The organism is Pseudomonas laurentiana, assembly GCF_014648275.1.
In the GTDB taxonomy this organism is placed as follows: domain Bacteria; phylum Pseudomonadota; class Gammaproteobacteria; order Pseudomonadales; family Pseudomonadaceae; genus Aquipseudomonas; species Aquipseudomonas laurentiana.
Window position 1 is genome coordinate 107,869 of record NZ_BMQU01000010.1, and the last position, 19,294, is coordinate 127,162.

The following is a 19,294-nucleotide window of genomic DNA, read 5'->3' on the forward strand; positions in this document are numbered from 1 at the left end:
TTGCCTCGGCTGTCGACAATAGCGTCATCTTTTACAGGGAGCACGTTTTGTCATGGCACTGGCCCACAACCTTGGTTTTCCGCGCATCGGCGCTGACCGTGAATTGAAAAAAGCCCTGGAGGCCTATTGGAAGGGCGACCTGGATCAGGCCGGGCTGTTGGCGGTTGGCCGTGAGCTGCGTGCACGCCATTGGCAGGTTCAGAAAGACGCGGGTATCGAACTGCTGCCGGTCGGTGACTTCGCCTGGTACGACCAGGTACTGGCGCACTCGGTAGCCTTTGGAGCGATTCCCGAGCGTTTTGCCGCGACCAGAGGGGCCGACGGCCTGCCAACCCTTGATACCGTGTTTGCCATGGCGCGTGGTGCCACGACCTGCTGTGGCAGTTCGCAGGGGCAAGCCCAGTACGCTCAGGAACTGACCAAATGGTTCGACACCAACTATCACTACCTGGTGCCGGAGTTCAGCGCCGATCAGCGTTTCTTGCTCAGTTGGGAGCAATTGTTCGATGAGGTTGCTGAAGCCCAAGCGCTGGGTCATGCGGTCAAGCCGGTCCTGATCGGTCCATTGACCTACTTGTGGCTGGGCAAGGCCAAGGGCGAGGCCTTCGACAAGCTCGATCTGCTTGAGCGACTGCTGCCGGTGTACGGTGAGATTCTCAGCCGCCTGGCTCGCCAAGGCGTGGAGTGGGTGCAGATCGACGAGCCGATTTTGTGCCTGGATCTGCCGCAGGCGTGGAAGAACGCCTTTGAGCGCGCTTATCACATCCTTCAGTACTCACCCTTGAAAAAGCTGATTGCGACCTACTTCGGCGCTTTGGAAGACAACCTCGGGCTGGCCGTCAGCCTGCCGGTGGAGGGCCTGCACGTCGACCTGGTACGTGCGCCGGAACAACTTCCGGCCGTGCTTGATCGCCTGCCGAGCTACAAGGTGCTGTCATTGGGGGTGGTCAATGGCCGTAACGTCTGGCGTTGCGACCTGGACCAGGCGCTGGAGCAACTGCAGCAGGCGCGTCAGCGCTTTGGCAATAACCTCTGGGTGGCCGGTTCCTGCTCGCTGCTGCACAGCCCGGTGGACCTGGCACGGGAGGACAAGCTCGATGCCGAGTTGAAAAGCTGGCTGGCCTTTGCCGTACAAAAGTGCGGTGAAATCGCCGTGCTGGCCAAGGCGCTGAACAATCTGCAGGACGCTGACGTGCAGGCCGCCTTGAGCAACAGCCGCGCGGTGAAACACAGCCGGGCGCAATCGTCACGTATTCACAAGCCGCAGGTTCAGGCGCGAGTCGCAGCGGTGAGTGCCCGCGACAGTCAGCGTCAGTCACCCTTTGCCCAACGAATCGACGCGCAGCGGCAGCGTTTGAATTTGCCCGCCTTCCCGACCACCACCATTGGTTCGTTCCCGCAGACGTCGGCGATTCGACTGGCACGTCAGGCCTATAAGCAAGGCAAGCTATCGGCCAGCGACTACACCGATGCCATGCACAGCGAAATTCGTCATGCGGTACAGGTGCAAGAGCGCCTGGGGCTGGATGTGCTGGTGCATGGTGAAGCCGAGCGTAACGACATGGTCGAGTATTTTGCCGAGCAACTGGATGGCTACGTATTTACCCGTTTCGGCTGGGTGCAGAGCTATGGTTCGCGTTGCGTCAAACCGGCGATCATTTACGGTGACCTGAGTCGGCCGCAGGCCATGACCGTGGCCTGGATCGCGTACGCTCAACGCCAGACCGACAAGGTCATGAAAGGCATGCTGACAGGCCCGGTCACGATGTTGATGTGGTCCTTCCCGCGTGAGGATGTCTCGCGCAAGGTTCAGGCACAGCAATTGGCTCTGGCGATTCGTGATGAAGTGCAGGATCTGGAAAAGGCCGGCATCAAGATCGTCCAGATCGACGAGGCTGCTTTCCGCGAAGGCCTGCCGCTGCGTCAGGCGCAATGGCAGGGCTACCTCGACTGGGCGGTAGAGGCCTTCCGGCTGTGTTCCAGTGGTGTACGTGACGATACCCAGATCCACACGCATATGTGCTACAGCGAGTTCAATGATGTGATCGAGGCGATTGCGGCGATGGATGCCGACGTCATCACGATCGAGACATCGCGCTCGGACATGGAGCTGCTGGATGCCTTTGAAGCGTTCGACTACCCCAACGACATTGGCCCCGGGGTCTATGACATTCACTCGCCACGGGTGCCAGACACCGCCGAGATGGTCAAGCTCATCAGCAACGCAGCCAAGCGTATTCCGGCCAAGCGCCTCTGGGTAAACCCCGATTGCGGCCTGAAGACACGTGCTTGGCCGGAAACCGAGGCGGCCTTGGTGAACATGGTGGCAGCGGCACGGCAGTTGCGTAGCCAGCTTGCGTGAGGCGCTGGGCCTGCGGCGATCGCCGCAGGTCCGACCACTTGGCGATTGTCATGAAACGGTCACGGTTTTGTGGCAGCGCGCCCGAATGAAAGTCATCAGACTCGCGTTCTACTGGGGATCTGCATTCTGGTGCTTCTGTCATGCGGGCATTTTTCTTTTTTGTCGCACTGGTGTGCGGCGTTCCGGCCTTCGCCGCGTCACGCTGTGACGTCAACGTGCCGACTGAACGGGTTGAACTGGCTCAGGTCAGCCTGGCCTATCAAAGTATCGGGCGTCGCTCCGACCCTGCGCTGCTGTTGGTCATGGGCCTGGGCGGGCAACTGATCCACTGGCCGGATGAGGTCGTGGTTGCGTTGTGCGAGCAGGGCTTTCGTGTGATTCGCTACGACAACCGTGATGTCGGGTTGTCGACCTGGAATCAGTTGCCGGTCAGCGCCAACCTGACCTATGAAGCACTGCGCTACAAACTCGGGTTGCCGGTGTCGGCGCCGTACACCCTGACGGACATGGCCGAGGATGGCCTGGGTTTGATGGATGCGTTGCAGGTCAGGCGCTTTCACGTCCTGGGTGTGAGCATGGGCGGAATGATCGCTCAACACCTGGCTGACCTCGCGCCGCAGCGGGTAGAAAGCCTGACGCTGATCATGTCCAGCTCCGGTGCTTCCGGGTTGCCTGCGCCGAACCCGGCACTGGTGGAGCAACTGGCCCGGCGCGGAGCACCTAATCGGGATGCCGCCATTGAGCAGCAAGCTGATTTGCTTGCCGCCTTGGGTAGCCCGCAGGTGATCGACAACCGACAGGTATTGTTGCAGCAGGCAGCGGCATCCTACGACCGTGCCTTCAACCCTGAGGGGGTCAAGCGGCAGATCATGGCGATTCTCGCCGAACCCAGCCGTGTCGAACTGCTCAACCGCTTGCGGCTACCGACGCTGGTCGTGCATGGCACCGCTGATCCACTGCTGCCAGTGATGCATGGCGTGCACCTGGCGGCGCACATTCAGGGTAGCCAGTTGCGTTTGATTCCTGGCCTGGCTCACCGGTTTCAGGAGCCGTTCAAGGCGCCTTTGCTAGAGGCCGTATTGCCTTATCTGCGTCAGCATCGCGAAGACCTCAGCCACTGGGCTCAGCTTTAGTGAAAGCGCACCCAGACGCTCACCAGTACCGTTGCTGCAATCAGCCAGGCAACAGCGGCCAGGGCCAGTGAGGCTTCAAGACGCAGGCGGTCTACCAGCAGGTAGAGCGTGGCAAGGTAGACGAAGTAGGGGATGATCGACCACATGCCAAACAGGATGGTGGTCTTCAGATCGTCCACGGAGCGGCCCTTGCCGACGATGTAATGGGCGATCAGGGCGAAGGTAGGGAACAGCGGTACGAGCCCGGCGATGTAGTAGTTGCGGGTTTTGGCCAGGGCCGCGAGTATCACCACGACAGCGGCGCCCAGGCAGGCTTTGAGTAGCAGGTCCACGTTGATTCTCTAATCAGGGGGGCATCAGCCCAGGCCGTACTTCTTGACCTTGTCGAACAGGGTGGTTTTGGCCATGCCCAATTCCTGGCTGGCCTGGCTGAGGTTGCCACCGGTGCGTTGCAGGGCGTCGCTGAGCAGGTTGCGTTCGAATGCCTCGACGGCCTCGGAAAAGCCCAGGCCCTGGGCGGGGCTGGCGCCGGCTTTTTTGAACGCTGGCAGGCCCAGGGCATAGCGCTCGGCGACGTTGCGCAATTCGCGAACGTTACCCGGCCAGTCGTGCGCCATCAGGCGCGACAGCGTCTGACTGTCGAGCTCCGGAACTTCGCGGTCAAAACGCAGTGAGGACTGCAGCAGGAAGTGCTCAAACAACTGCAGGATGTCTTCGCGGCGTTCACGCAGTGGCGGCAGTTCCAGCGTCACCACATTCAAACGGTAGTACAGGTCACTCCGGAACTGGCCGGATTGACCAAGGGCGTCAAGGTCGGCTTTGGTTGCGGCAATGACCCGGCAATCTACAGCAATGCTCTGGTTCGAGCCCAGGCGTTCCAGGGTTCGTTCCTGAAGGACTCGCAGCAGTTTGATCTGCAGGTTGATGGGCATGCTCTCGACTTCATCGAGGAACAGTGTTCCACCATTGGCGTGTTCAATCTTGCCGATTCGGCGTTTGCCGGCACCGGTGAACGCGTTGGCTTCATGGCCGAAGATTTCGCTTTCAAACAGGTTCTCTGGCAGGCCACCACAGTTGAGGGCCACGAAAGGTTGGTCCTGACGGCGGCTGAAGTCGTGCAGGCAGCGCGCAACCAGCTCCTTGCCGGTACCGGTCTCGCCTTCGATCAGCACGTTGGCGGAGGTGTCGGCCACGTTGGCAATCAGCTCACGCAGTTCCTGCATGGCCGGTGAGCGGCCAATGATCCGTCCTTCCAGCGTGCTTTGCTCCGCGAGTTGGCGGCGCAGGGCAAACACCTCACGGGCCAACCCGCGTTGTTCAAGGGCACGACGCACCACGTCGACCAGACGTTCCGGTGAGAAGGGCTTCTCCATGAAATCATAGGCACCGTTACGCATGGCGCCCACCGCCATGTCGATATCACCGTGGCCAGTGATCAGTACCACGGGCAGGCTGCGGTCGCGCGCCTTGAGCCGGCTGAGCAGCTCCAGGCCGTCGATACCCGGCAGACGGATATCACTGACGACGATTCCAGCGAAGTCATCGCCGATCCGTTGCAACGCCTCTTCAGCACTGCCAACGCCTTCACTGGCAATGTCTTCCAGCGCCAATGCCTGCTGGCAACCGAGCAACACATGCGGGTCATCTTCGACGATCAGTACGGTAAGTGGCGCTTGGTTCATAAGGACTCGGCAGGTTCTGTGGAGGCGGCTACCAGGGGCAGGCTGAGGACAAACGCGGTGCCGCCACTGGCGGGATGCTCGACACTCAGGCTGCCACCGGCAGCGGCAGCAAGGCTGGCGGACAAGGTCAGGCCCAGTCCCAGGCCATGCTCTCCGGGTTTGGTGGTGAAGAAAGGTTCGAACAGGTGCTTACGTGCTTCGTCGTCAATGCCGTGGCCGTTATCGCGCACGCGCAGTCGGTACTTGTCATTCAACAGTTCGCCCTCCAGCCAGAGCTGTGGCTGCGGCTGTGCGGCCATGGCATCCAGGGCATTGCCGATCAGGTTGACCAGAATCTGCTCCAGCCGCGTCTGGTCGATGGCCAATTGCTGATTGTCGAACGCATTGTGGACCTGCAATTGGCAGCTCGCGATACGGTTGCCCAGCACCTGCAGGCTTGCCTCCACCGCCTTGCTCAAGGATGCCTGACCGCCGTCATCCGCGCGGCGGGCAAAGGAACGCAGGCTGGCAGTGATGCGACCCATGCGGTCGATCAGGTCGTTCATGGTCAACAGGTTGGTACTGGCGGTTTCCAGTGCACCACGTTCGAGGAAGCGTACGGTGTTGCCTGACAGTGTGCGCAGTGCCGCCAGTGGTTGGTTGAGTTCGTGGGCAATGCTGGTTGACATCTGGCCGATGGCCGCCAGTTTTCCGGCCTGAACCAGTTCGTCCTGAGCATGGCGCAGTGTCTGTTCGGCATGGCGGCGCTCGCGGATCTGGCCCTTGAGGCGCTCGTTGCTGGCGCGCAGGTCAGCCGTTCGTTCAGCGATCTTGCGTTCCAGTTGGCTATTGGCTTCTTCCAGGGCTTCCCGGGCGGCCAGGCGAGTGGCGATCACTTTCCGCCGTTCGTTCCAGGCAATCAGGAGGATGGCCAGCAGGGCAAAGGCCACAGCCGCCAGTACGCCCTGAACGATGGACTCGCGGCGCAGGTCTTGAAGTGGTGTCAGCAGGGTAAAGTGCCAAGGGGTATCGCTCAGACCGCGGGTCTGGGCCAGATAGGCCACTTCATGGTGACCGTCACCGAGTTCAGCATTGGCTGGGAAACTCAGTTTTTCCACGCCGTCGCCCAGCTTCTCGCGCGCCAGCGGCTGCAGCTCGTTCAGCGGCCACCAGTAGTACTGAAGACTGCGAGCCAGGCGTTCCTTGGTTTCCGGTGTCAGCGGACGTACGGACTTCAGGCGCCGTGCGGGGTCGCTGGACAGGATGATGATGCCGTTTTCATCACTGACGAAAGCCTCCAGGCGCGCCCGTTGCCAGCGTTCTTCGAGGGCTTCCAGGCGTACCTTGATCACCGCAACACCAATGATCTTGCCATGCTCTTCCAAGCCATGGGCCAGATAGTAACCGGGCTCGCCCGTGGTGCTGCCAATACCATAGAAACGCCCAGGCTGGCCGCGCACGGCATCCTGGAAGTAGGCGCGGAAGGACAGGTCTTCACCCAGGTAACTGTCGACATCGCGCCAGTTGCTGGTGGCCTGGACCCGACCGGTAGTGTCCAGGACATAGATGGCCCGACTGCGGCTGCGCCGGTTCAGGCCTTCGAGGTATTCATTGACGGCCTGGCGATGCTCGCCATCCGGCTCGTTCAGCAGGCTGGAAACACTGTGTTCCAGTTCAAGCAGGCTCGGCAGGTAGGTGTACTTGCTGATCTCGCTCTCGACCGCTCGCGCATGCAGCTCAAGCTGGCGCTCGCCGGTTTCGCTCAAGGTGCGGATGCCATTGTGTTCGCTGATCATGAAGCCAGCCACGCCCAGGCCGATCATCATCAGGAGGATCAGTGGTGGCAGGAACAGTTGACGGATCAGACGAGGTTTCACGGCAAGTGCAGGCTTGGCTGGGCGAAAGAGCGTAGGGTCGCATTTCATCACAGTGGCCTTGGTACGACCAGCGCTGCCTGCCCGGTGAACACCGGACAGGCAGCATTGGTGCATTAGTGTTGCAGGATCTTGCTGAGGAAGTGCTGTGTGCGCTCGTGGCGCGCATCGGTATTACCGAAGAACTCTTCTTTCTGGCAGTCCTCGATGATTCGGCCCTGGTCCATGAAGATCACCCGGTTGGCAACCTTGCGAGCAAAACCCATCTCATGGGTGACGCACATCATGGTCATGCCTTCGTGTGCCAGCTCTACCATGACGTCCAGCACCTCGTTGACCATCTCCGGATCCAGTGCCGAGGTCGGTTCGTCGAACAGCATGACGATCGGGTCCATCGACAGTGCGCGCGCAATTGCCACACGTTGCTGTTGGCCACCAGAGAGCTGCCCCGGGTGCTTTTTCGCATGGGCGCCGAGGCCCACGCGGTCTAGCAGGGCGAGGCCTTTCTTGGTTGCTTCGGCTTCGCTGCGGCCCAGGACCTTGCGCTGGGCAATGGTCAGGTTCTCGGTGATGGTCAGGTGTGGAAACAGCTCGAAATGCTGGAACACCATGCCTACCCGCGAACGCAGTTTTGGCAGGTTGGTCTTCGGGTCGGCAATCGAGGTGCCATCGACGATGATGTCGCCTTTCTGGAACGGCTCAAGCGCGTTCACGCACTTGATCAGGGTCGATTTACCCGACCCCGACGGACCGCAGACTACGACCACTTCGCCCTTTTTGACTTCGGTGCTGCAGTCGGTCAGTACCTGGAAGTCGCCGTACCACTTGTTGACGTTCTTGATAGAGATCATACGGTTAACCTTTTCTGCAGACGCTTGACCAGGAAGGAGGCGGAGAAGCTGATAGCGAAGTACACGGCACCGGCGAAAATCAGGAATTCATTGGATTGCCCGATAATGTCGCCGCTGGCGCGTGCGGAGTTGAGGAAGTCAACCAGGCCGACGGTGTAGACCAGCGAGGTGTCCTGAAACAGGATAATGCTTTGCTGCAGCAGCAGGGGGGTCATCTTGCGGAAGGCCTGGGGCAGGATGATCAGGCGCATGGTCTGGCCGTAGGTCATGCCCAGGGCTTGAGCAGCGCCCATCTGGCCCTTGGCAATCGACTGCACACCGGCACGGACGATCTCACAGAAGTACGCCGCCTCGAACATCATGAAGGCGATCAGGCACGAGGTGAAGGCGCCTACCGGAGTGTCTTCGCCCGTGATCCAGCGCAGCACGAACGGTACCGCCAGGTAGAACCAGGTGATCACCAGCAGCAGCGGGATGGAGCGGAAGTAGTTGACGTAGGCGCCCGCGAGATTGGCCAGCAGCTTGTTGGAGGACAACCGCATCAGTGCCAGCACGGTACCCAAGGCAATGCCGCCAATGACACCGAGCACCATCAGTTGCAGGGTCATCAGCATGCCGTTCCACAGGCCCGGAAGGGCGGGAATGATTCCACTGAAGTCCATCATTTACCTCCCACGGAGATCAGGCCGGGCACGGCGACTTTCTTCTCGACCAGACGCATGAGCAGCATCAGGCTCATGTTCAGCGTGAAGTAGATCAGGGTGGCCAGGGTGAACGCTTCAAACAGGTTCGCCGAGAACTCGGCGGTCTGCTTGGTTTGTGCCAGCAGCTCCATCAGGCCGATCAGCGAGGCCACCGAGGAGTTCTTGAACACGTTCAGGAATTCCGAGGTGAGTGGTGGAATGATGATCCGGTAAGCCTGTGGCAGCAGCACGTTCCAATAGATTTGTGGCAGGCTGAACCCCATGGCTCGAGCGGCCGATTCCTGGCCACGAGGCAGCGCCTGGATACCGGTACGGACCTGCTCGCAGACCCGTGCAGCTGTAAACAGACCCAGGCAGATCACCACACTGATGAAGGCCGAGGTGGTCGGATTGAGGTCTTGCTTGTACCACTCCTGCAGCCCTTCGGGCAGCATGTCCGGTATCAGGAAATACCAGATGAACAGCTGCACCAGCAGCGGTACGTTACGAAAAAGTTCCACGTAGGCCGTGGCAATACCCGATACCAGACGGTTCGGGACGGTGCGCATGACGCCGAGTACCGAACCCAGCAACAGCGCGATGATCCAGGCGACCGCGGCAATGCCGACGGTCCAGCCTAGCCCGGAGATGAACCAGTCGAGATAGGTCTCGCTGCCCACGCCGGTGGACTTGAAAAAAACGCCCCAGTCCCAGTTGTAATTCATCGGGGTCTCCCCTCCGATCAGTTGTTTCACGGGCACCTTCAAGCATCCGAGTGCGCACAGGGCGCCCTCGGATGAAAGGTTAGTCACTGCCTGGGATCAGGACTTCTTTTCGTCTGCAGCTTTGTCGGTGGGGTTGGCAATCAGCGCCTTGAGCTCGTCGCTCATCGGGAAGTTCAGGTTCAGGCCTTTTGGCGGAATTGGCTGCTGGAACCACTTCTCGTAGATCTTGTTGATCTCGCCTGATTTGTAGAGTGCAACGATCGCGTCATCGACGGCTTTCTTGAAGGGCGCGTCGCCCTTGCGCACCATGCAGCCATAGATTTCATAGGATTGCGGAGTGCCGGTCACTTCCCAGTCGGTTGGCTTCTTGGCCTTGGCCATTTCACCCGCGAGCAGGGCGTCATCCATCATGAAGGCAACGGCACGACCGGACTCGAGCATCTGGAAGGACTCACCGTGGTCCTTGGCCGAGATGACGTTCATCTTCATCTGCTTGTCGGCGTTCATCGCCTTGAGGATGCGCTCAGAGGTGGTGCCGGCGGTGGTGACCACGTTCTTGCCGGCCAGGTCCGGGAAGTCCTTGTATGCGGAGCCCTTTTTCGTCAGCAGACGGGTGCCGATCTCGAAGATGCCGACCGAGAAGTCGACTTGTTGCTGGCGCTCGACGTTGTTGGTGGTCGAGCCGCATTCGACGTCGACGGTGCCGTTCTGCACCAGCGGAATACGGGTTTGCGAGGTCACCAGGTTGTATTTGACCTGCAGGTTTGGTGCGTCCAGGTCCTTCTTCAGGGCCTCGACGATGGCCAGCTGGATGTCGTGTGCATAACCGACCGGTTTGCCCGATGCGTCGGCGATGTAGGAGAACGGAATGGAGGCGTCGCGGTGCCCCAGGGTAACGGTGCCTGATTCCTTGATTTTCTTGAGCGTGCCGGTCAGCTCGGCAGCGAATACTGGCGTGCTGATCAACGCGGCCGCGATAGCGGCGCCCAACAGATGGGGAACGATACGCATCAAAATTTCCTCGACATTGTTTTTTTTATGGAGCCTTTGCTGGGCTCATTCGTTCAGCGAACACTGCAATCAAGCGGTTTGCGCATTCGGTTACTGAGTGTAGAGCATGAGTCGTGCCAAGCCCCTGCTTCAATTATAAGGTCATGATTTTATTGGGTATTAATCTGTTCTTGTGATTGTTGATGCGGGTTATCCGTACGGCTTGCCGAATATCGACCTATGGCGCGTTCGGATAGCCGAACGCTTTTGGGCTGACAAACGTACGTGTGCGGATTTTGATTTCCAGGAAGGGCGGGGTCGTGAAGCGCGCTTGATTCAGCAAGCAGCAGGGGGCCGGAAATATTGCCTGCTGCGCCCGGGACGGTCGTGAAAGCAGTATGGCCTTGCTGGCAACGGAGCCAGACAACCTATAAGGAATACATCATGAGCACAGCAATGAAGCAGTATTTCGTTGAAGCCAGCAAAGGCGGTGATGATGACGACGAAGACACCGAACACGGCTGGCGCAAGGCTTGAGCTGAGTCAGGGGAACGCAACAGCTTGCGTTCCCCTGGCCTGGGCGAAAAGCCCCGCTGAGGCATAGTGCTGTTTGGCTCGGCACTCGAGCGTGAGCGGTACGACTCGGAAATCCGACACCCGGCCTCCGGTGTCGGATTTTCATGTGCTGTCACCCGCGATTCACACAGCTCAGGCCGCTTCGGACTTGCTGCGGCTTAGTGCGACGCGGTGCAGGTACTGTTGTAGTTTTTCCTGTTCGGCGGGGCTGGTGAACAGCCCAAGCTTGGTACGTCGCCAGAGAATATCCTCGGCGTTGATTGCCCACTCTTCGCTGCACAGGTAATCCACCTCGCGGGCAAACAATCCTCCACCAATGGCTTCGCCCAGGTCTTCGGGGCTCTGGACGCCTTCGAGCAGGCGCCAGACGCGGCTGCCATAGGTCAGAGCCCAGCGTTGAGCGATGGCGCTTGGCAGCCACTCGTATCGGGCCTGGATGTTCTCGGCCAGCGCCTTCGGCGTGCTCATGTTCTCGCCGCCAGGCAGGGGAGCAGTGGCGGTCCAGCTTCCTTTCATTTGCGGGAAAAACGGCGCCAGTTCGCGCATGGCCGACTCGGCGAGCTTGCGATAAGTGGTCAGTTTTCCGCCAAACACCGACAGCAGAGGGGCTTGTTCGGCCTCGCTTGAAAGGGACAGGGTGTAATCACGCGTGATGGCTGATGGATTGTCCGACTCGTCGTTGCACAGCGGACGAACACCGGAGTAACTGCTTACGATGTCAGCACGGCTTAGTGGATGGCTGAAGTGCTCATTGACCACCTTGAGCATGTAGTCGGTTTCGGCCTCGGTGATGACCACGTTGTCTGGATCGCCATTGTATTCGCGGTCTGTGGTGCCAATCAGGGTGAAGCGCTCCAGGTACGGAATGGCGAACACAATGCGTTGGTCTTCATTCTGCAGGATGTAGGCATGCTCTCCTTCATACAGCTTTGGCACGATCAAGTGGCTGCCCTGGATCAGGCGAATACCGTAGGGGGTGTCGAGCTTCAGGTCATCCTTGATGAATGTTGCTACCCAAGGTCCAGCAGCATTGACCAACGCCTTGGCTCGGATCGTCTGTTGGGTGCCGTCGGCACGCTCGATGTGCACATGCCACAGGTCGTCGACTCGTTGGGCGCCAAGGCAACGGGTGTGGGTCAGGATATGCGCGCCGTTTTCCCTGGCTGCCATGGCGTTGAGTACCACGAGGCGAGCGTCGTCCACGGCGCAGTCGGCATACTCGAAACCACGGGTGATCTCCGGCTTTAGTGGGTTACCCGGGCCAAAACGCAGGCTACGTGACGCACCGAGTTGTTTGCGTTTACCCAGGTGATCGTAGAGGAACAGGCCGGCGCGGATCATCCAGGCTGGCCGCAAGTGCGGGCGGTGAGGCAGGACAAAGCGCATCGGCTTGACGATGTGTGGAGCCTTGGCCAGCAGTACTTCCCGTTCGGCCAGTGCTTCGCGTACCAGACGAAACTCATAGTGCTCCAGGTAGCGCAGGCCGCCGTGGATCAACTTGCTGCTGGCAGACGAGGTGTGGCTGGCCAGGTCGTCCTTTTCGCAAAGCAATACGGACAGCCCGCGTCCTGCCGCATCTGCGGCAATCCCCACGCCATTGATGCCGCCGCCGATCACGGCGATGTCATAGGTTTCATCGAGGGTGGCGGGCGCTTGGCGGGAGAGGGACACGGACGGCTCCTGAATTTGAATGTGAACATTGATGTTCATTTTCGAAAATATTAGCGCAATGAGATAACTGCCGCCAGCCGGATTTGATAGAAAATGCTGATCTATAGGGTTAAATGAAAAATAACGAACATGCGGGCGGCTGTCGCTGGCGGCAGCCGCGAGGGGAGGGTTTAGACGACTTCCAGGCGGATTTTCTGTTGGTTGAGCAACTGCGTCAGTGCGGCGACGGGCTGCTGATCGGTGACCAGGCAATCCACCAGGCTGATTGATCCCAGGCGTACCATGGCGTTACGCCCGAATTTGCTGGAGTCGGCGGCGAGGATGACCTGTCGGGCATTGGCGATGATGGCCTGGGAGACACGTACTTCCTGATAGTCGAAGTCCAGCAGGCTGCCGTCCTCATCAATGCCGCTGATGCCGACCAGGGCGAAGTCGACCTTGAACTGGTTGATGAAGTCGACACAGGCCTGACCGACTACACCGCCATCGCGGCGCACGTTACCACCCGCCAGCAGGACTTCGAAATCGTCCTTTGCGCTGAGAATCGAGGCCACGTGAAGGTTGTTGGTGATGATCTTCAGGTGGTTGTGATTGAGCAGTGCGCGGGCGATGGATTCGGTGGTGGTGCCAATGTTGATGAATAGCGATGCATGGTCGGGAATTTGCGCTGCAACGGCTTCGGCGATGCGCTGTTTTTCGTCGCGCATCTGATCGGCGCGCATTGCGTAGGCGGTGTTTTCGATGCTGGAGTCGTAGGCGGCACCGCCGTGGTAACGGCGCAGCAGGTTGACTTCGGCCAGTTGATTGATGTCCCGCCGAATGGTTTGCGGGGTCACGACGAACAGCTGGGCCATTTCCTCGATGCTGACATAGCCGCGTTCGCGGACCAGTTCGAGGATTTGCTGCTGACGAGGAGGCAGGTTCATGGGCTGTCCTTTGGGCGGCCGGGCAAATTTCCCCATGATGCCGGAGGAAATCTCCTACGACCAGCCCGCAGGATGGCACAACGCCTTACATCGGCCTGCGGCAGGGGTGCTGGCAACGCCGGCACCCATTGTTTTTCGCTGCAGCTAAAAGGGGGCACCTGGGCGGTTTCAGTTCTCGTCGTGGGGCTCCCAGTCACGGGTGCGGTCGACGGCTTTCAGCCAACCGGCATACAGTTTCTCTTTCTGCGTTTCATCCAGCAGCGGGGCGAACTCGCGTTCGATGATCGCTTTACCGCGCAGTTCGTCCAGGCTGCTCCAGAAGCCGCACGCCAGGCCCGCCAGGTAAGCCGCGCCAAGGGCGGTGGTTTCGCGCATTTGTGGGCGTTCTACGCAGGTGCCGAGGATATCGGCCTGGAACTGCATCAGGAAGTTGTTGGCTACTGCGCCACCGTCGACGCGAAGGGCGCTCAGGCGTTCGCCACAATCCTGTTGCATGGCGTCGAGTACGTCCCGGGTCTGGTAGGCAATTGATTCCAACGCCGCTCGGATGATGTGGTCAACCTTGACCCCGCGGGTCAGGCCGAAGAGTGCGCCCCGGGCATACGGATCCCAGTACGGGGCGCCAAGCCCGGTGAAGGCCGGTACCAGGTAGACACCGTTGCTGTCCTTGACCTTGCTGGCGAAGTACTCGGTGTCATGGGCGTCATTGATGATCTTCAGCTCGTCACGCAGCCACTGAACGGTGGAACCACCGTTGAATACGGCGCCTTCCAGGGCGTAGGCCACTTCGCCACGAGGGCCACAGGCAATGGTGGTGAGCAGGCCGTGAGACGACGTGACGGCCTTCGTTCCGGTGTTCATCAGCAGGAAGCAGCCAGTGCCATAGGTGTTTTTCGCTTGCCCAGCATCCACGCACATCTGGCCGAACAGGGCGGCCTGTTGGTCGCCAGCGATACCCGCGATGGCAATGCCGCTTTTGGTGTGCCCGTATACCTCGGAGGAGGCGCGTACTTCAGGCAGCATCTGGCGGGGAATGCCCAGTACCTGCAGCATCTTCTCATCCCACGCCAGGGTGTGGATGTTGAAGAGCATGGTGCGCGAGGCATTGGTGTAGTCGGTGACGTGAACCTTGCCGCCAGAGAATTTCCAGATCAGCCAGGTATCGATTGTGCCGAACAACAGGTCGCCTTTTTCAGCGCGCTCGCGGGCACCCTGGACGTTGTCGAGGATCCATTTGAGCTTGGTCCCGGAAAAGTAGGGGTCCGTCACCAGGCCGGTGGTTTCACGAATGTAATCCTGCAGGCCGTCGCGCTTGAGCTGTTCGCAAATTTCGGTGCTGCGTCGGCATTGCCAGACGATGGCGTTGTAGATTGGCCTGCCGGTTTCCTTGTCCCAGACCACGGTGGTTTCACGCTGGTTGGTGATGCCGATGGCCGCGACCTGATCATGGCTGAGACCCGCTTGGGCCAGCGCTTCGACCATGGTGGCGCTCTGGGTGGCGAAGATCTCCATGGGGTCGTGTTCGACCCAGCCGGCCTGTGGGTAGTGCTGTGCGAACTCGCGCTGCGAGGTGCCAACCACGTTGGCATCCCGGTCGAAAATGATGGCCCGCGAACTGGTCGTGCCCTGGTCCAGGGCAATGATGTAGTTCTTGTTATGGATGTCTGTCATGTCGTTGGCCTTGCACTAAATAAGGTGGAGTCAGGGCAGGGCGGGTGTTGGCCCGCCGTTCCGGCATCAGGATGCCTGGGTCTTGCCCTGAGGGTTGTCGTCAGTCTGGGCGGTCATGTTCGCTGCAGAGGGCAGGTTGCGGGCGAACACGCCGCGATACAGGGCGGCACCAAGGCTTGCCCCTATGATCGGGGCAAACAGCGGAATCAGGAAATAGGGCACCTCTCGGCCGCCAGTAAAGGCGATCGGTCCCCAGCCTGTGAGGTAGGTCATCAGTTTAGGCCCGAAATCGCGTGCGGGGTTCATCGCAAAACCGGTCAGTGGGCCCATGGCGCTGCCGATCACGGCGATTAGCAGGCCGATCAGCACAGGTGCCAAGGCGCCACGCGGCAAGCCATTGTTGTCATCTGTGAGCGCCATGATGACCGCCATCAGTATGGCGGTAATGATCACTTCTACCAGGAAGGCCTGGCCCGTAGAAAGCGCCGGGTGAGGGTAGGTGGAGAACACTGCGGCCAGCTCGATGCTGCTTTGGGTGCCGCGCAGCATCTGATGGGTTTGTTCGTAATCGAAGAACAGATTGCTGTAGAGCGTATACACCAGCGCGGCGCCGCAGAAGGCTCCGGCGACTTGGGCGATGATGTAGAACGCCAGTTTGTGTTTTTCAAAGCCTGCGAACAGGCACAGGGCAATGCTGACCGCAGGGTTGAGGTGAGCACCGGAAATGCCGGCAGTCAGGTAGATCGCCATGCTCACGCCGATGCCCCAGATGATGCTGATTTCCCACAGCCCGAAGCTGGCACCGGCCACCTTGAGCGCAGCAACGCATCCCGTGCCAAAAAAAATGAACAAGGCCGTTCCTAAAAACTCGGCCATGCATTGGCTGGATAGTGTCGGTTGTGGCTGGGCAGTGGACATTTGTTACCTCGGTTCTTGTTGTTGTGGGGCGCCTTGGCGCTCGACATGCTCCAACAGAAATTCCCCAATTTCTGTTGGAAGGGGCTTTGAGGAGAGTGGGTTATATTCAAAATCGAAAAAATATAGACAAGAAACGCTTATGTCAAAGGTCGAAAGTGAACGGTCATTCACAATCTGACTATTGGTTTGCGTGTTGTTGTTGGGGGGCGCAATGGCTGTGCTTGGGCGGGATGTAGCCCCTTGTGTAGCTGCTCTGTAGGTTTTGTCCTAAAGTAGCCGACGAAATTTGTCTTTACGGCCTGACAGGAGTCCGCATGACCCCCGCTCTCGATCTATTGAAAAAGGTTCGTGCCGAACATCGGGTACACAGCTACGAACATGACCCCAAGGCGGCCTCCTATGGTTTGGAGGCTGCTGAGAAGTTGGGGCTGGAGCCAGCTCGGGTGTTCAAGACGCTATTGGCCAGCAGCGAGAAGGGCGAGTTACTGGTGGCGGTGGTTCCGGTGGCAGGCTCTCTCGACCTTAAGGCCTTGGCCCATGCTGCCGGTGTGAAGAAATGCGAGATGGCCGACCCCGCAGCCGCTCAGCGTGCCACGGGTTATCTTTTAGGGGGCATCAGCCCGCTGGGGCAGAAGAAGCGCTTGCGCACGTTCATTGATCAGTCGGCACAGCCGCTGCCGACGATCTTTGTCAGTGCGGGGCGCCGTGGCCTGGAAGTGGAGTTGGCGGCTGGTGTATTGGCGACCCATACGCAGGCCAGCTTTGCCGAGATCGCCCGCGATTGATACCTGCAGGCTTGTGTATCGATAATGTTGGCCGGGTCAGCCGTGCAGCAATGCTGGTATCGGCCTGCGGGGCGGGCAAGCCCGCCCCTGGCGATCAAGCGGCCGGGCTGTAGCGACGCACGCCGCTGTCGCCAGGCTGGAGCTGTGCGGCAACGCTGCCGGGTGCCGGAAACAGCACCAGGTGGTCGGCAGCAACCACGATACCGACTTCGCTGCCGGGCAAATGGTCGATGTGGCTGGGGAAAATCGCTTCAAGCTGGCTGCCTGTGGCCAGTTGCAGGCGATACAGCGTGGACGCGCCGAGGAAGCTCTTGCCGACGATGCGTGCCTTGAGGGCGCTGTCGGGTGCGTAGACGATATCGTCTGGTCGCAGCAGTACATCCACCGAACTGCCAAGTGCCATGGTGTAGGCGCGATTGCCAGATAACTCGCCGAGTTCGGTTTGCACCGACTCCGGGCTGGTCAGTTGACCACGAATGAAGTAGCCCTGACCAATGAAGCTGGCCACGAAAGGGGTCAGGGGTTCATGGTACAGATTGTAAGGTGTATCCCACTGTTCCAGCCGTCCTTCCTTGAATACGCCGACATGGTCGCTGACCGCAAAGGCTTCTTCCTGATCGTGGGTGACCAGGATGGCGCTGGTGCCGCGGCTCTTGAGAATGTCGCGTACTTCATGGCTGAGGCGTCGACGCAACTCGACATCAAGGTTCGAGAACGGCTCATCAAGCAGCAGCAGCTGTGGTTCCGGGGCCAAGGCGCGGGCCAGGGCAACCCGTTGTTGCTGGCCACCAGAAAGTTCATGAGGGTAACGCTGGCCCAGGCCACCGAGCTTGACCAGCTCAAGCATTTCCTCGATGACCTGTTGCTGCTGTGGGTGCTTGCCAATGCCGAATGCGATGTTCTGCGCCACGGTGAGGTGCGGAAACAGTGCATAGTCCTGGAATACCATGCCGATTCGGCGCTTCTCTGGCGCGAGGGTGAAGCCTGCTTTGGAGATGACCTCGCCGGCCAGCTGGATCTCGCCCTCATGTACGGGCTCAAAGCCAGCGATGGCGCGTAGCGTGGTGGTTTTCCCGCACCCGGAGGAACCGAGCAAACAACCGATATCGCCGGCGTTCAGGTGCAGGTTGAGGTTCTGGACAACGCGCTGGCCTTGGTACCCACAGGCCAGGTTGCGAAGGTTGAGCAGTAAAGGTTGACTCATGCGTGGTGGTAAGCCGGTTCAACAAGAAATTCAAGAAGCGCCTTCTGTGCGTGCAGACGGTTTTCCGCCTGGTCCCAGGCGACCGAACGAGGGTCGTCGAGAAGGTCCATGCTGATCTCCTCGCCACGATGGGCGGGCAGGCAGTGCATGAACAGCACATCGGGGGCAGCGAGGTCGAGCAGCTCGCGCGTTACCTGGTAAGGCGCGAATGTCGCCAGACGTCGTGCAGTTTCCTCCTCCTGGCCCATGGAAGTCCAGACATCGGTGCTCACCAGGTGGGCACCCCGCACCGCGTCTTTCGGATCACGGACGATCGTGACGCGGTCTCCGGCCTGGGCGACGAATTGAGGGTTCGGTTCGTAGTCTTCCGGGCAGGCGATGCGCAATTGGAAGTCGAACTGGATGGCGGCTTCTATATAGCTGTTGCACATGTTGTTGCCGTCGCCGATCCAGGCCACGGTCTTGCCCTGGATCGAACCGCGATGCTCGAGGAATGTCTGCATGTCGGCCAGCAGTTGGCAAGGGTGCAGGTCATCGGACAGGCCGTTGATCACCGGCACCCGCGAATTGGCAGCGAATTCGGTGAGGGTGCTGTGGGCGAAGGTACGGATCATCACGGCATCGAGCATGCGCGACATGACAATGGCGCAGTCGCTGATCGGTTCGCCACGACCCAGTTGGGTATCGCGTGGCGAAAGGAAGATCGCCTGACCGCCAAGCTGGATCATGCCTGCTTCGAATGACAGCCGTGTACGGGTAGAGGATTTCTCGAAGATCATCCCCAGTACGCGGTTCTTCAGGGGCTCGAACAACACGCCTCGGTTACGCAGGTCCTTCAGCTCGGTGCCACGACGGAGCACACCGAGCAGTTCGTCGGGGGTGCAGTCCATCAGGGAGAGAAAGTGCCTTGCGTTCATCATTGACTACCTTTTTGCAACAGACCGCAGATCATCAAAAACCGGTTTTTTGGAAAAACGGGTGAGACCTGCGGCGAAAGCCGCACGTGGCGACGAAATTAGGGGGAGACGCAATACTATAATTAAATGTCGCGTCTTACCAAGAGGGGCTGCAACATCGGCACTGCCAAATGTTTCATAGCCCATTGGGGCGCAGATTTTTTGTATGCACCGCAAGGTTTTACACTGCCTGCCAGCGGCTTGGCAAACTCTGCTCACTCGGGTGAGTGCTTCGCTGCATCGGGTGCCCGGTCATCCACGCATCAGGTGCACGGTGTCAGCTCAATCAAGAAGGGAATTGCACCAGG

At 59.7% G+C, this 19,294-nt stretch carries 16 protein-coding genes; 3 read left to right on the forward strand and 13 right to left on the reverse strand.

The annotated features are described in order from the left end of the window. Positions 1-52 precede the first annotated feature (52 nt). Both metE and IE038_RS12400 read left to right on the forward strand, forming a co-directional pair. Entirely contained in the window at positions 53-2,362 is a 2,310-nt protein-coding gene (gene metE / locus IE038_RS12395) for a 5-methyltetrahydropteroyltriglutamate--homocysteine S-methyltransferase (protein ID WP_163934817.1), read from the forward strand. 140 nt (positions 2,363-2,502) lie between these two features. Beyond that, positions 2,503-3,495, forward strand: a complete 993-nt coding sequence (locus IE038_RS12400; protein ID WP_163934820.1) for an alpha/beta fold hydrolase — start codon at positions 2,503-2,505, stop codon at positions 3,493-3,495. Here the strand turns inward: IE038_RS12400 and IE038_RS12405 are convergent. From IE038_RS12405 to IE038_RS12455, 11 genes are all read right to left on the reverse strand, one after another. Then, positions 3,492-3,827, reverse strand: a complete 336-nt coding sequence (locus IE038_RS12405) for a GlpM family protein (RefSeq protein WP_163934823.1) — start codon at positions 3,825-3,827, stop codon at positions 3,492-3,494. The genes IE038_RS12400 and IE038_RS12405 overlap by 4 nt on opposite strands. Before the next feature lie 24 nt (positions 3,828-3,851). Next, on the reverse strand, positions 3,852-5,177 hold the full coding sequence (aauR, locus tag IE038_RS12410; RefSeq protein WP_163934826.1) for a two-component response regulator AauR: 1,326 nt from the start codon (positions 5,175-5,177) through the stop codon (positions 3,852-3,854). Beyond that, positions 5,174-7,081: a two-component sensor histidine kinase AauS gene (aauS, locus tag IE038_RS12415; protein ID WP_163934829.1), complete on the reverse strand. Its 1,908-nt coding sequence runs from the start codon at positions 7,079-7,081 to the stop codon at positions 5,174-5,176. The genes aauR and aauS overlap by 4 nt, the downstream gene beginning before the upstream one ends. A gap of 65 nt (positions 7,082-7,146) precedes the next feature. Next, the gene (locus IE038_RS12420) at positions 7,147-7,881 is read right to left on the reverse strand and encodes an amino acid ABC transporter ATP-binding protein (RefSeq protein WP_189395706.1); all 735 of its coding nucleotides are present in this window, start codon (positions 7,879-7,881) and stop codon (positions 7,147-7,149) included. Next, positions 7,878-8,546, reverse strand: coding sequence for an amino acid ABC transporter permease (locus tag IE038_RS12425; RefSeq protein WP_163934830.1), 669 nt, complete (start codon positions 8,544-8,546; stop codon positions 7,878-7,880). Before IE038_RS12425 ends, IE038_RS12420 begins: the two co-directional genes overlap by 4 nt. Further along, positions 8,543-9,289 (reverse strand): amino acid ABC transporter permease, encoded by a 747-nt coding sequence (locus IE038_RS12430; RefSeq protein ID WP_163934833.1) that lies wholly within the window; start codon positions 9,287-9,289, stop codon positions 8,543-8,545. The genes IE038_RS12425 and IE038_RS12430 overlap by 4 nt, the downstream gene beginning before the upstream one ends. A 96-nt stretch (positions 9,290-9,385) precedes the next feature. Beyond that, positions 9,386-10,300, reverse strand: a complete 915-nt coding sequence (locus IE038_RS12435; RefSeq protein WP_189395707.1) for a glutamate/aspartate ABC transporter substrate-binding protein — start codon at positions 10,298-10,300, stop codon at positions 9,386-9,388. Between the two features lie 687 nt (positions 10,301-10,987). After that, a complete protein-coding gene (gene glpD, locus IE038_RS12440; protein WP_229775658.1) occupies positions 10,988-12,526 on the reverse strand; it encodes a glycerol-3-phosphate dehydrogenase in 1,539 nt (512 codons plus the stop codon). A gap of 170 nt (positions 12,527-12,696) precedes the next feature. Further along, the gene (locus IE038_RS12445; RefSeq protein WP_163934836.1) at positions 12,697-13,452 is read right to left on the reverse strand and encodes a DeoR/GlpR family transcriptional regulator; all 756 of its coding nucleotides are present in this window, start codon (positions 13,450-13,452) and stop codon (positions 12,697-12,699) included. Between the two features lie 168 nt (positions 13,453-13,620). After that, positions 13,621-15,123 carry a glycerol kinase GlpK gene (gene glpK / locus IE038_RS12450; protein WP_163934838.1) on the reverse strand — a complete coding sequence of 501 codons (1,503 nt, stop codon included), beginning with the start codon at positions 15,121-15,123 and terminating at the stop codon, positions 13,621-13,623. Positions 15,124-15,189: 66 nt separating this feature from the next. Further along, positions 15,190-16,041: an MIP/aquaporin family protein gene (locus tag IE038_RS12455; RefSeq protein ID WP_163934841.1), complete on the reverse strand. Its 852-nt coding sequence runs from the start codon at positions 16,039-16,041 to the stop codon at positions 15,190-15,192. Between the two features lie 314 nt (positions 16,042-16,355). On the opposite strand from IE038_RS12455, the gene ybaK reads away from it, so the two are divergent. After that, a complete protein-coding gene (gene ybaK, locus IE038_RS12460) occupies positions 16,356-16,826 on the forward strand; it encodes a Cys-tRNA(Pro) deacylase (protein WP_163934843.1) in 471 nt (156 codons plus the stop codon). 94 nt (positions 16,827-16,920) lie between these two features. Here the strand turns inward: ybaK and IE038_RS12465 are convergent, their stop codons facing one another. After that, the gene (locus tag IE038_RS12465; protein WP_163934847.1) at positions 16,921-18,030 is read right to left on the reverse strand and encodes an ABC transporter ATP-binding protein; all 1,110 of its coding nucleotides are present in this window, start codon (positions 18,028-18,030) and stop codon (positions 16,921-16,923) included. Continuing rightward, positions 18,027-18,947, reverse strand: a complete 921-nt coding sequence (gene argF, locus IE038_RS12470; protein ID WP_163934849.1) for an ornithine carbamoyltransferase — start codon at positions 18,945-18,947, stop codon at positions 18,027-18,029. The genes IE038_RS12465 and argF overlap by 4 nt, the downstream gene beginning before the upstream one ends. Positions 18,948-19,294 lie beyond the last annotated feature (347 nt).

Excerpts from the sequence above, each read along its gene's own strand:
- metE (WP_163934817.1), top strand. The coding sequence starts at position 53 with ATGGCACTGGCCCACAACCTTGGTTTTCCGCGCATCGGCGCTGACCGT.
- IE038_RS12400 (WP_163934820.1), top strand. The coding sequence starts at position 2,503 with ATGCGGGCATTTTTCTTTTTTGTCGCACTGGTGTGCGGCGTTCCGGCC.
- aauR (WP_163934826.1), bottom strand. The coding sequence starts at position 5,177 with ATGAACCAAGCGCCACTTACCGTACTGATCGTCGAAGATGACCCGCAT.
- aauS (WP_163934829.1), bottom strand. The coding sequence starts at position 7,081 with ATGAAATGCGACCCTACGCTCTTTCGCCCAGCCAAGCCTGCACTTGCC.
- IE038_RS12420 (WP_189395706.1), bottom strand. The coding sequence starts at position 7,881 with ATGATCTCTATCAAGAACGTCAACAAGTGGTACGGCGACTTCCAGGTA.
- IE038_RS12425 (WP_163934830.1), bottom strand. The coding sequence starts at position 8,546 with ATGATGGACTTCAGTGGAATCATTCCCGCCCTTCCGGGCCTGTGGAAC.
- IE038_RS12430 (WP_163934833.1), bottom strand. The coding sequence starts at position 9,289 with ATGAATTACAACTGGGACTGGGGCGTTTTTTTCAAGTCCACCGGCGTG.
- IE038_RS12435 (WP_189395707.1), bottom strand. The coding sequence starts at position 10,300 with ATGCGTATCGTTCCCCATCTGTTGGGCGCCGCTATCGCGGCCGCGTTG.
- IE038_RS12445 (WP_163934836.1), bottom strand. The coding sequence starts at position 13,452 with ATGAACCTGCCTCCTCGTCAGCAGCAAATCCTCGAACTGGTCCGCGAA.
- glpK (WP_163934838.1), bottom strand. The coding sequence starts at position 15,123 with ATGACAGACATCCATAACAAGAACTACATCATTGCCCTGGACCAGGGC.
- IE038_RS12455 (WP_163934841.1), bottom strand. The coding sequence starts at position 16,041 with ATGTCCACTGCCCAGCCACAACCGACACTATCCAGCCAATGCATGGCC.
- ybaK (WP_163934843.1), top strand. The coding sequence starts at position 16,356 with ATGACCCCCGCTCTCGATCTATTGAAAAAGGTTCGTGCCGAACATCGG.
- IE038_RS12465 (WP_163934847.1), bottom strand. The coding sequence starts at position 18,030 with ATGAGTCAACCTTTACTGCTCAACCTTCGCAACCTGGCCTGTGGGTAC.
- argF (WP_163934849.1), bottom strand. The coding sequence starts at position 18,947 with ATGAACGCAAGGCACTTTCTCTCCCTGATGGACTGCACCCCCGACGAA.